Source organism: Microcystis sp. LEGE 08355 (genome assembly GCF_015207185.1).
GTDB classification, from domain to species: Bacteria; Cyanobacteriota; Cyanobacteriia; order Cyanobacteriales; family Microcystaceae; genus Microcystis; species Microcystis panniformis.
Genome location: NZ_JADEXI010000087.1, coordinates 1 through 11,954, shown reverse-complemented (window position 1 = coordinate 11,954; position 11,954 = coordinate 1). Strand labels below are relative to the sequence as shown.

The window sequence follows — 11,954 nt, the reverse complement described above, 5'->3', positions numbered from 1 at the left end:
GGGTGATATTGACTGTCTAGAATGGGAATGAGGTTTTTATGGGATCGAATCGTCTATGCGCCCTATTTTCTGCCGTTTTTGGCTATTAACCATAATTTCCCTGCTGCTCACCCTGAGTATCGGGATGATCAATCCCCAACCCAGTTTCGGGCGCTCGTGGATGGATTTACTTTTTCGCGGTGTGCAAGTTATTCAACTTTCGACTATTTCTCCTCAGCAGGAAGTCGCCCTCGGTAGGCAGATTAATCAGGGTTTATTAGAATCAGGTAAGGTAAAACTCTCCAAAGATGCCAGAATTAACCAATATGTCCAAGAAATCGGACAGCGATTAGCGGCAACTAGCGATCGCCCTGACCTTCCCTACACTTTTCAAGTGGTGCGCGACAATAGCATTAACGCCTTCGCTACTATGGGCGGATTTGTCTATTTACACACGGGATTGATTAAAACTGCTGATAATGAGGCGGAATTAGCCAGCGTGATTGCCCATGAAATCGGCCATATCGTCGGTCGTCATTCTATCACCCAATTACGCAATACTGCCCTCGCCCAAGGACTTCTCAGCGCGGCGGGATTAGACACAAAAACTTGGGTACAATTGGGAGTCAATCTCGCCTATAATCTGCCCAATAGTCGCAAGGATGAATTAGAAGCGGACCGACTGGGTTTAAACAATCTAGCTGAGGCCGGTTATGCAGCCAAAGCCATGATCTCCTTGATGGGAAAATTAGCACAACAAGGCGGTTCTACCCCGACAATTCTCAGCACCCATCCTGCTACCGGCGATCGGATTTTGGCACTGCAAAAACAGCTTAATTCCCTTAATAACAAGCAGAATCAAGGTTTAGACGGGGATTATTACCAATTGCAGCTTCGTTCTCTCCGCTAATCATACAATTTCCCGAACGGATAAAAACTCGGCCACCGCTTGATTAAAAGTTTCAGGTTCCCCTAAAAATGCCCAATGATTACCCGGTATCTTTTTAATTTCTAGAGAAGTTAAATACTTTTTGTAGGATTGAATTTGCCAAGCAGTGCGATTTAATCCCTGTTGGGGAAGGATTAATAAACTGGGAATATCTAAAGTTTTAGTTAATCCGGCAAACCCCATGACATCCTCAAAAATTTCCCCCCGTGCCGATAAAGTGAATTTACTGCTCCAACTGCCATCAGCTTTTTGTTCGATGGCATTTTTAAACACCTCTTGCTGTAGATTTGACCAACCTTTATATTGTTTTAATTGACGAGCGATCGCTTCTATGCTCTGATAACTATCAAAGGAGCGAGTAATCTTTAAAAAGGGCAAAACTTGATAGAGAATTGGAAAAGTTATCCTAATCCAACTAGGCATTTTATCGATAAAAAAGGGATCGACTAAAATTAAACTCTTGAATACTTCCGGCTGTTGAGTTGCCCAAATTGCCGCTATTTTAGCACTCCAAGAATGACCTAAAATATGTGCTTGCGTCCAACCTAAATGATTAATTAAAGCCCTTAAATCGCCAATATAATCCTGAAAGTGATAACCGGTTGCAGGTTTACCGCTTTCCCCATGTCCCCGCAAATCTGGGGCAATAACTTGATAATTTGAGCTTAAATAATCGCCCAAACTTGACCAAACCAAAGCATGATCCGCCATGCCGTGCAATAATAATAGAGGCATACCTCGATCGCTCCATTGTAAATAGGAAATTGCCATCGAGTTATTGGTAAAAGTCTGACGTTGTGGCATAAATTCTCGGCTGATTTTTACTCTATAATTTACCTATCACTTAATAAAACTTCATACAATGGCACGACAATCTCCGCTCACTGGGACTAGCTTAGAACAATTGTCTTGGACATGGCAAGGTCACACCATCCCCTACACTGTGGGGGGAGAAGGACAACCCCTAGTATTAATTCACGGTTTTGGGGCATCTATCGGTCATTGGCGCAAAAATATCCCCGTTTTAGCGGAAAATGGCTATCAAGTCTATGCGCTAGATCTTTTGGGATTTGGGGGTGCGGATAAGCCCGCTTTAGATTATAGTCTCAACCTTTGGCTGCGGCAAATACAAGACTTTTGGCGGGAAAAAATCGCCAAACCGACGGTATTTATCGGTAATTCCATCGGGGGACTGATTACCTTAATGCTGATGGCAGAATCTCCCGAAATCACTGCCGGAGGCGTAATTATTAACTGTGCCGGCGGATTAAACCATCGTCCCGAAGAATTAAATTTCCCTTTGCGTTTAATCATGGCTGCCTTTACCGGTTTAGTTAGTTCCCCCGTGACAGGAAAGTTTATTTTTGAACAGGTAAGACAGAAAAATCGCATCCGTAACACCTTAAAACAGGTTTATCGGGATCATACCGCGATTACCGAGGAATTAGTCGAAATTCTCTATCAGCCCTCCTGTGATGCGGGTGCGTGGGGAGTGTTTGCATCGGTGTTGACAGCACCCCCCGGACCTTCTCCCCTGGAATTATTGCCGCAAATCGATCGCCCTTTATTGGTACTCTGGGGAGAGGATGACCCTTGGACACCGATCGCTGGTTCGGTAATTTACCAAGAAAGAGCTAAAATGGGAAATAATACCCAATTTTATCCGATTGCCAAAGCTGGTCACTGTCCCCACGATGAACATCCCGAAAAAGTTAATCAATTAATTTTGAGTTGGCTGTCGGAAATGAGGATTTAGTCAGTTATCGAAGATTTTAGCGATTAATAGTTACTGGAGAAATCTGCCAATCGGGGCGAAGATTTTTCGCCCCTTGCAGATAGACGTGCTGCATTTCCCCTTGCAGTTTGGCAGTATTAACGTGGAGAATTACGCGAATACACTTGTCCAGACTACCAACGACGTGCATCTGTTGCACATCGAGGAGGGGGACATTTTGCCAATGGGGACGTTCGCGAGCGATAGCGGCGGGGAAAATCGCATCTAAATCCTGAGTTGCCGTAAAGATAACACTAACAATATCATCGGGATCGAGACTATTGTGGATTTCGATCGCTTCGAGGAGTTCTGTTACTGCTTCTCGTATAGCTTCAATAGTATTAGCCGTTACCGTCGTCGCTCCCCGAATGGCTCGAACCTTCCACTGCACGATTGTCATCCTCCGCTAATCCTGATGAGTCAATTTTAGGGGTTAACGCGCCCTTTTTCTCGACTTTAATCTGGCCATCAGGGTCGGTATAACCACAATAGTTGTCCGTTAACTTCCAATTCAAATTCTAGACGCTGTAGGGTTTTTTGTAATCCTGGGGGTATTGGGGAACGATTGCCCGTCAGACGACTGAGGAGGGGTTTCGGTTCTTCGATAGTCTGACATTTAGTTTTATCTGGGGGTAATCCTGCCAATTCTAGCGCCCAAAGTCGGGCATCTTCCTCGGTTCCCAAGCGATCGACCACTCCCAATTCTAACGCCTGTTGGCCGGTAAAAATGCGCCCATCGGCAAAACTTTTCACTTGATTGACATCTAAATTTCTCGCTCCGGCGACGGTTTGCAGAAATTGCTGATAACTGGTATCGATCATATCCTGGAGAATTCTTTCTTCCTCATCAGTTAATTCTCGATCGAAGGAGAGAATATCTTTATAGGGGCCCGATTTAATCACTTTAAACGAAACTCCCACCTTATCCAACAATCTTTCCAGATTGTTCCCTCTGAGGATAACACCGATCGAGCCAGTAATCGTGCCGGGGTTAGCCATAATATAATTGGCCCCCATACCGATATAAACGCCGCCAGAGGCGGAAATATTGCCAAAACTAGCGATTATTTTCGTGGTTTTTTGTAACCGCTTCAATGCTTCATAAATTTCTTGGGAATCCCCCACGGTTCCCCCGGGGGAGTCAATGCGGAGAAGTAGGGCGGGATATTGCCTTTCTTTGACGATTTCTAGGGCTTTTAAGACTCTTTTGCGGGTATCGGAGGCAATTGCACCTGTAATTTCTATTCGAGCGATTTGTTTGTGGGTTTTCGGTTTAAAAGGCCAGACCATCAGGTTTAAATATCTCTAAAAAAAGGACTCTTTCTAATCTAACGCTTTGATCGTTCCGGGTTAAGCAGACATTATATTTCACCTTCTAAAAACCTATTAAAATCTTATAAAATCTTATAAGATTAACAGGATTGGGGCATCGGTGACTCCCTAGTTGATGAACTATCTACAGAAGCTACTGATAAAGAAGTGGATTTGACCTTCCTTCCCCTTCGAGACTTATTTTTAGTCTTTCCGCTTCGGGAAACTGCATCACTCAATACCTCAAGGACGTTTGCTTGTGTAAACATTTGGTGTCTAGAAATTTTCTGTCCGCTTAAAAGCTTACAGATTTTACCCCATAGACCCCAATTAGAGGTAGCCCCATCCTCTAGTGAGACTACCCCCAAAACTGACCAATAAGAACGGGGTATTCGTTCATTAAACCCTAATGCTGTTCGGGCTATGACCATAGCTGCGGCAGAAGCCGAATTTAGACCATATTTGGGCATATATTTAATCATGCCGATGGTGCTAGTGGCAAAAGGATTTTTAAAAGCCACTTCAATGCCGTACTTTTCGGCTCTGGCTACCAAAAAGGCGCGGAATTTGTCATAAATAAACCCACTCAGCATCCGATTGTAGCCTTTTGAGCAATGGCGCATCGAGGCTTTCTTTTTACTAAAATCTAAATTCTCACAAGCAATCGGACATTGATAACTTTGGGCAATGCTGACAATTTCCGCCACAATATCTCTTAATTTAGCCGCTACTTGTCCAGTAGTTCCTATTGGTATGGGAAAAGAGAATAAAGTAAACTTTCCTTGATTGGATTATAAATTTCCATCTCTTTTAATATAAACAACATCAATAGATTCAGCGTTTAAGTCAATGCATAAACAGCCATTTTTCCCAGAAGAAACATAAGGAACAGCTTGAATATAAGTAGAAAGATGAATATACCACTTGTCCTCTTTGTGTTCCCGTCTAAATATTTGTACCGTAACGGGTTTATTCGCTTCTAAAGCATAGAGCAAATCATGTTTTCTTTGTCCCGCTACTGCAAATTTTAAGGTTAAACTTTTGCCATAAAATTCTTAATAACAACAAGGAACAGTAATGGTAACTGTAAATAAATCCCCTTCAATGTGATGAATTTTGGTAACAGGATTATTACCATCTACCGAGCCTTTACCGACACTGTAAAAGTTTCCTCCTCTCTTTTTTTGCCAATCAGAGTACCATTCCTCATGAGAACTATACCCATTTTCTTCCCAATGATGTTGAGCGTTAAATAGCTTCTTTGACCACCAACAAATATGTAGCCTTGAGTTATTTTTTAATTTCTCTAATTGTCGTTTTTTTCTTTCGATTCTCGCCAATTTAGCTCTAACGCCTAAAAGCTTTTTCTCAAAATTACGAGTATTTTTGCGGGTAGGAAACTCGTAAGCATTTTCTAAATCTGTTAAGGTTTCTTCGACTTTTTCTAAGCCGCTTTTTATATCTGTTTCAATTTGTTCAATTTGATTCTCTTTGGCGGTGACTAATTGCTCATAGACTTGACTCGCATTCGTGGCTAAACTATCTGCCCATGCCCATTGAATATTAAATCGCTTCTGGTAAGTTTTTTCAATTTCTGTTTCTGTTAAGACTTTTTGTCGGTCATTTAAGGCAGTACGCAATAGACTCTGATAAGTATTTCCCCAATCTTCTAAAAAAGGATGCTCTTCGATTTTAGCTTCCATCCCTCTGAACATTTGATAGACGGTTTTATCGGTCTTGACTTTAGACCGAGTGCGCCGAGTTAATTTCGCTTTTAGGGACTTTTTACGAGTCATAATCTTGAGCTTGGGTTTTCCTTTGACTTATTCTAGCACATTTCTGATGGCTCAGGCTCAGAAATCAGGCGATTGATCTCTTTTTTATATTTTCTTAATCCGTAGAGACGGCAAGAGAAAGAATGAACAACTGCTAGTAAATCCTCAATCAACTCTTGCCGCGGAGATAGGGTTTGAGCGTTGGCTACGATTAACTGTCCTTCATGACTCTTTAAAAACTGCTCAAAATATTCAAAGCCAAAGCGACATAACCTATCCTTAAAAGCAATTACTAAAATCTTAACTTCTCGATTTTCAATCATTTGCATAAGTCTTAAAAATTGCGGACGAGTATAATTTAACCCTCCTCCCACTTCTTCAATCACTTCATCAATTACATAACCTCTAGCTAAGCAGAATTGCTCCATCGCTTCTCGTTGGCGGATTAGCTCTTGTTTCTGCTTAGGGGATGAAACTCTGGTATAAATCACTATTTTTTTCTTGATTTCAGGTTTCTCTAGGTTTAACGCTTTATTTAAGTCTTCTTCCGTGTAGTAACGATGACCTGAAGCAAGTCTTTTTGCTGGTAGTTTGCCGTTTTTATCCCAGATTCTTAGTGTTCCGAGACTACGGTTGATTTTTTGCGAAAACTCGCCTGGTTTGTATCTTTTGTCCATAGGGGGGGTAATACTCTGCTAAACCTTATAATTTAGCAGGTTTTATCAGCTTTTTGGGTCTAGTAGTCTGTCAAGTTAAAATTGACGGATATAATTTAGTTAATTTGATACGAGCATCTTCGGTAGTGAATTGCCAATCAACAGGAGAAGAAGATTGATTTCTTTGTTGTTCCCAAGCCTCCACTTCTTGGATTAAAGTTTCCTTGTCAGAAATACGTCGGTTAAGACACTGTCTATTTAAAACACTCAACTCAATTTCCGCCCTATTTAACCAACTTCCATGTTTAGGAGTGTAATAGAACTCTAATTTATCTAAGATACGACGAGCTTCAGGGGGAGGAAATGTTTTGTATAATGAAGCTTTAACATGGGTATTTAAGTTGTCTTGAACGACTCGGATTTTTTCAGCATCTGGATAACGTTCATCTACCAAGTATTTCATTTGTTGGGCATAATCAATACTCGTCTGTTGGTCAGTGACCTCAACGTGCTTCCAAGCTTTTAAAGGTTCAAAAAACCTAAACATATTACTAACTCCTTCTCGTTCGTATTGATAATCAAAGCGTTCAGGTTGTCCGGGTTCAGGAGGTAAAGGTGGTCGAGTTTCTGAAATGAGTTGTTTGCAGCTTTCATCAAAACAAACCAAGGGATAGGCTGGGTCGTAGGGCAGGATATATAGCCCTAAAACTTCTGACCTCTGACACACAAACTCAGCATCTTCATTAGGGGGAATTACCCAACATTCTTGTAACCAAGGTTTAATTTCGTTTTTTTTAACACTTGTCTAATGCTTTCATGAGAAATGCTTTCTACATACTCTAACACGACCATTTGTTCTGCTAATAATCGTAACGTCCAACGATGATAACCTGTGGGTGTTTCTGAGCAAGCCAGAGCTATTAAATGGGCTTCTGTTTCTCCATCTATCTTTTTCAGTTTTGACGAGTTTTGGGGGCGAGGATTTATGGCTTGTTCTAATCCTTCTTCAACAAATCTTTGTCTGACTCTTTCTATTGTCCTTCTACTGACATCCAAGGCTTCACTGATCTGATGATCATTCCACCCCCCATTCTCTTGACTAATATCTGCTTTGAGCAAGATACGAGCATGATTAATTTTTCGGGCAGCCGCTTTCCCTTTTTGGGTCAATTCTTGCAAATAGGTACGTTCATTCTCCGTTAGGGAGACAATATATTTTTTAGCTGGCATAACTGGAAGAGTTAGTCTAAATTTAACTCTCCTATTATCCGTCATTATTGCTTTGACAGACCAGTAGGGCAAGGGGCAGTAGAAGCTGATGGGCAAATCGCCATTCGGAGCAATTACCGACCTGAACAAGGAAATTACAGATTTTTTCAAGCTAGGATCAAAGATTTTGTATCGAAAAATACAAAACTGGTCAAAGTGACTGTTTAGGATGGGTTTTTTGAGAAGCTTAAGAACCGATCCATACGTCAAAGGAGTTTTCCATGCCCGAAACGCCACAAGAAGTCTTGAAAATGATTCAGGACAACAATATTAAGATTATCGACCTGAAATTTATTGATATGCCTGGTATCTGGCAACATTGCTCGTTCTACTACGATCAAATCGATGAAAGCTCTTTCAGTGATGGTGTTGCCTTCGATGGTTCCAGTATTCGCGGTTGGAAAGCAATTAACGAATCCGATATGGCCATGGTTCCCGATCCTACCACTGCTTGGATCGATCCCTTCTACAAGGAACCGACCCTAAGCATGATCTGTAGCATTAAAGAACCGAGAACTGGTGAATGGTATAGCCGCGATCCTCGCTCTATTGCTCAGAAAGCGATCGATTATCTTAGCAGTACCGGTTTAGGTGATACCGTATTTTTTGGACCAGAAGCGGAATTTTTCCTTTTTGATAGCGCTCGTTTCGACCAAACCGCCAACGCAGGCTATTACTACATGGATAGTGTCGAAGGTCGTTGGAATAGCGGTAAAGACGAAAAAGAGGGAAATCTTGCCTATAAACCCGCCTACAAACAGGGTTATTTCCCCGTTAGTCCCACCGACACCTCTCAAGATATTCGCACGGAAATGCTCTTAACCATGGCCGACTGCGGAGTTCCCATCGAAAAACATCACCATGAAGTCGCTACTGGTGGTCAAAACGAGTTAGGGATTAAATTCTCTACCCTAGTACGGGCCGCCGACTACTTGATGACCTACAAATACTGCATTAAGAACGTGGCGAAGAAATACGGTAAAACCGTCACCTTTATGCCTAAACCCATCTTTGGTGATAACGGTTCCGGGATGCACGTTCACCAGTCTATCTGGAAAGATGGTCAACCCCTGTTCGCCGGGGATAAATACGCCGGACTTAGCCAAATGGCACTGCACTACATCGGTGGTTTGCTTAGACACGCTCCCGCACTCTTAGCTTTAACTAACCCCACCACCAACTCTTACAAGCGTCTCGTCCCCGGTTTTGAGGCCCCTGTAAACCTGGCTTACTCCCAAGGTAATCGCTCCGCTTCGATTCGGATTCCTTTATCGGGAAGCAACCCGAAAGCCAAACGTTTGGAATTCCGTTGTCCTGATGCGACTTCTAACCCCTACCTCGCTTTTGCAGCTATGCTCTGTGCCGGTATCGATGGGATTAAAAATCAAATCGACCCCGGCGAACCTCTCGATGTGGATATCTACGAACTCAGTCCCGAAGAATTGTCAAAAATCCCCTCTACCCCCGGTTCTCTAGAAGCAGCTCTGGAAAATCTCGAAAAAGATCACGCTTTCTTGACCGATTCTGGTGTCTTTACCGAAGACTTTATCCACAACTGGATCACCTACAAGCTCGATAACGAAGTTAACCCGATGCGCTTACGTCCTCACCCCTACGAGTTCTCCCTCTACTACGATGTCTAAGGTTTGATTGACCAATCATTAATCCTAGGGTAGGCTTTTGTCTGCCCTTTTTTTTTCCGAATCAGCAAGTCAGTCCTGATGAAAAAATTTTCACCACCGCAGATGAAAGAGGTTTCCTTCCCCACACCCTGCCCCCAGGAAAAACTTTTTGCCGCAAACCCTAGTATAATCCCTTGCTGCCAATTAAGTAGGGAGGCACAATTATTTGTAGGATGGGTTAGCGGTAGCGTAACCCATGCGGGCGTTGGGTTTCATGCTTCAACCGTTCGGCAAAAGCTCACGGCCGAAGCCCAACCTACGTTCATCTTATATTTAATTCCACCCACCCACTTAGCATAAAATAGGATTAATTGACCAGAATTTTGGGGCGATAGTTTATGGAACGCGGGTTATTGTGGACACCTTTATTAATTCTATTTATTTGGTTGGCTTGGAGTGGTTGGAATGAATACCAAAAAGTGGAAATCTATCGATCATGGGCTGAAAACTTCGAGCGAGCTAAGTATGATATATATTCTGTCTTAGGTCAAAAAGATAAAATTATCACTTGGGGAAAGCCAACTCGTAAGGGATTGATTAATTTACAAACTTTTTCCCTAGAGGAGGTCAAAGAAATCCGTCTGTTAGTTAATAATCAAGTGGTGGATTTAGATGCTCTTCCCCCGCAGGGTTCTCCTTTTCTAGAATTTATCTTTAAGGAGCGATCTCCTGAAAAAATTCCCTTTACTGAAGTTGAATTGGCTAGTCGGTGGGCGAAATTTTTACAACAACAAATCTTAATTTAATCGCGATCATTTCTAGCGCAATCTCCCTGATCGCAGGATACCGACAACTAACCATAAACCGATAAAACTAGCTGTAGCAAATAATACGGTACTAATAATAGTTAATTGCCGAGATTGGGTGCTGGCTGTGACAATAGCAGCCCCGATAATTAAGGAGCCAATAATCACACTAAAAGCTAGTCGATTGGCGGAATTATCTAAACTGCGACGGAGATTATCTAATTCGCGAATTTTTAGATTAACATTTAAAGTTTCCGAGGTTAAACCATCTAGTAAAACTTCGATTTGACGGGGAGATTTCAGAGAAAAAGATTTCAAGTCTAAAACTGTTCTTAGGGCAGTTTGTAGGGGAGTGCTACCGATTAACTGTTGTTCAAGAATATTAGTTAATAGCGGTTTGACTTCTTCTAGGATATTAATATCAGGATTAAATTTTCGGGCAGTTCCTTCTAGATTAGCGAGACTTTTGGCGAATAAACCTAAATTACCCGGAAGTTTAATTCTATTGCGACGGGCAACTTGCAAAAGTTCATAAACTACCTCACTAAAGTTAATTTGATTTAAATTGAGGTTATAATATTTTCGCAGCATCCGCTCATAATCCACCTCTAATTGTACTAAAGTAATCGGAACGACTGACTCGGATAATTTAATAGTTAGTTGACTGCATCTTTTCGCATCTAAGTCAACAATTGCTAATAACAATTCTGTTAAAATTTGTTGAGTTTGCGGGTCTAATCTGCCCACCATACCACAGTCAATTAAAGCTACTCTACCATCATCAAGATAGAAAATATTACCCGGGTGAGGATCGGCATGAAAGAAGCCATCAATATAAATTTGTTGAAAAAATGACCGAAACAAAATCCTAGTTATTTCGCTTTTTCTTTGGGAAATTGCTTGCTCAGTTCCTGGTCTAGAAACATCGGCCTCTAAAATTTGTTTTCCCTCTAACCATTCTAACACTAATAGCCTGGAATTAGTTAAGTGCCAATAAATTTTAGGAATAACTAACTGTTTGGGTTCTGACCAACGACTCTGGGTTAAATTATAGCGTAATTGGTCAGTATAATGACCTTCTTGGGTGAAATCTAATTCCGCATTGACTGCTTTAATAAACTCCTCTGCTAAGTTAACAACGTCATAACTTTGACCAAATTCTGTTAGGGCAACTAAATCAGCAATTCCCTTAATTAAGGCACTATCTTGTGCGACAATTTTTTCGATCCCCGGACGTAAGACTTTAATCGCTACTTCCTCCCCGGATAATAAAGTTGCCCGATGAATTTGCCCGATCGATCCTGCGGCGATCGGTTGGGTATTAATATACTTAAATACCTGTTCGATCGGTTTGGCTAACTGTTCAGTGATAACTATTTCTATATCTGTCCAAGCAACGGGAGGAACTTGCGCTTGTAGGGCAGTTAAAGCCTCGATATAATTAGCAGGTAGCAGATCGGGACGGGTACTAAGTAACTGTCCCAATTTGACATAAAAAGGACCCAATTCCACGAGGATTTTTTTGAGAACTTCTGGGGTAGGAATCTGGGGATTTTCTGTTTTTCCTAGGGTTAAAACCCCGCGCATATAGTCCCAACCGTTGCCGAGAACTATCTCAAGGATTTCTTTTTGTCTTTGACTGGTTTGGGGGAGTGAGAACACGGTATTATCAGTTATCAGTTATCAGTTATCAGTTATCAGTTATCAGTTATCAGTGGGTAAGTTAGGTACTTATCGATGGGTGCATCCCACATTTGCAGGAACACCGATAATCAGCAATTATCAGTGACTTTTAAATTATTACAGATATATC

The 11,954-nt window shown here is 41.7% G+C and carries 13 protein-coding genes; 4 read left to right on the top strand and 9 right to left on the bottom strand.

Going from position 1 to position 11,954, the window contains the following annotated elements; all coding sequences use genetic code 11:
* Positions 1 to 55: 55 nt before the first annotated feature.
* Positions 56 to 889 carry a M48 family metallopeptidase gene (locus IQ242_RS06710; RefSeq protein ID WP_193959439.1) on the top strand — a complete coding sequence of 278 codons (834 nt, stop codon included), beginning with the start codon at positions 56 to 58 and terminating at the stop codon, positions 887 to 889.
* Here IQ242_RS06710 and IQ242_RS06705 read toward each other — a convergent pair whose 3' ends face one another.
* Positions 890 to 1,732 carry an alpha/beta fold hydrolase gene (locus IQ242_RS06705; protein WP_193959438.1) on the bottom strand — a complete coding sequence of 281 codons (843 nt, stop codon included), beginning with the start codon at positions 1,730 to 1,732 and terminating at the stop codon, positions 890 to 892.
* A 58-nt stretch (positions 1,733 to 1,790) separates the two neighbouring features.
* Between IQ242_RS06705 and IQ242_RS06700 the strand changes: the two genes are divergently transcribed.
* The gene (locus tag IQ242_RS06700; RefSeq protein ID WP_193959437.1) at positions 1,791 to 2,684 is read left to right on the top strand and encodes an alpha/beta fold hydrolase; all 894 of its coding nucleotides are present in this window, start codon (positions 1,791 to 1,793) and stop codon (positions 2,682 to 2,684) included.
* Positions 2,685 to 2,700: 16 nt separating this feature from the next.
* On the opposite strand, the gene aroH is transcribed toward IQ242_RS06700, so the two are convergent.
* The 7 genes from aroH to IQ242_RS06675 all read right to left on the bottom strand — a co-directional run bounded on the left by aroH (position 2,701) and on the right by IQ242_RS06675 (position 7,674).
* Positions 2,701 to 3,102, bottom strand: coding sequence for a chorismate mutase (gene aroH / locus IQ242_RS06695; RefSeq protein ID WP_193959436.1), 402 nt, complete (start codon positions 3,100 to 3,102; stop codon positions 2,701 to 2,703).
* Between the two features lie 68 nt (positions 3,103 to 3,170).
* Entirely contained in the window at positions 3,171 to 3,992 is an 822-nt protein-coding gene (gene sppA / locus IQ242_RS06690) for a signal peptide peptidase SppA (protein ID WP_193959435.1), read from the bottom strand.
* A gap of 122 nt (positions 3,993 to 4,114) precedes the next feature.
* On the bottom strand, positions 4,115 to 4,720 hold the full coding sequence (locus IQ242_RS25915) for a hypothetical protein (protein ID WP_228020855.1): 606 nt from the start codon (positions 4,718 to 4,720) through the stop codon (positions 4,115 to 4,117).
* An 84-nt stretch (positions 4,721 to 4,804) separates the two neighbouring features.
* Positions 4,805 to 5,008 (bottom strand): hypothetical protein, encoded by a 204-nt coding sequence (locus IQ242_RS25910; protein WP_228020854.1) that lies wholly within the window; start codon positions 5,006 to 5,008, stop codon positions 4,805 to 4,807.
* 60 nt (positions 5,009 to 5,068) lie between these two features.
* Complete coding sequence (locus tag IQ242_RS25905; protein ID WP_228020853.1) at positions 5,069 to 5,809, bottom strand: hypothetical protein; 741 nt, start codon at positions 5,807 to 5,809, stop codon at positions 5,069 to 5,071.
* Between the two features lie 32 nt (positions 5,810 to 5,841).
* Positions 5,842 to 6,465, bottom strand: coding sequence for an IS607 family transposase (locus tag IQ242_RS06680; RefSeq protein WP_193959434.1), 624 nt, complete (start codon positions 6,463 to 6,465; stop codon positions 5,842 to 5,844).
* Between the two features lie 70 nt (positions 6,466 to 6,535).
* Positions 6,536 to 7,674, bottom strand: a protein-coding gene (locus IQ242_RS06675; RefSeq protein ID WP_193959433.1) for an IS630 family transposase whose coding sequence is annotated in 2 segments (ribosomal slippage) — positions 6,536 to 7,248 and positions 7,248 to 7,674 — 1,140 coding nt in all. Because the reading frame shifts where the segments join, the coding sequence is not laid out codon by codon here.
* Between the two features lie 260 nt (positions 7,675 to 7,934).
* On the opposite strand from IQ242_RS06675, the gene glnA reads away from it, so the two are divergent.
* A complete protein-coding gene (gene glnA, locus IQ242_RS06670; RefSeq protein ID WP_002789532.1) occupies positions 7,935 to 9,356 on the top strand; it encodes a type I glutamate--ammonia ligase in 1,422 nt (473 codons plus the stop codon).
* Positions 9,357 to 9,733: 377 nt separating this feature from the next.
* Positions 9,734 to 10,141 carry a hypothetical protein gene (locus IQ242_RS06665; protein WP_193959432.1) on the top strand — a complete coding sequence of 136 codons (408 nt, stop codon included), beginning with the start codon at positions 9,734 to 9,736 and terminating at the stop codon, positions 10,139 to 10,141.
* Positions 10,142 to 10,153: 12 nt separating this feature from the next.
* Here the strand turns inward: IQ242_RS06665 and IQ242_RS06660 are convergent, their stop codons facing one another.
* The gene (locus IQ242_RS06660; RefSeq protein ID WP_193959431.1) at positions 10,154 to 11,803 is read right to left on the bottom strand and encodes an AarF/ABC1/UbiB kinase family protein; all 1,650 of its coding nucleotides are present in this window, start codon (positions 11,801 to 11,803) and stop codon (positions 10,154 to 10,156) included.
* Between the last annotated feature and the right edge of the window lie 151 nt (positions 11,804 to 11,954).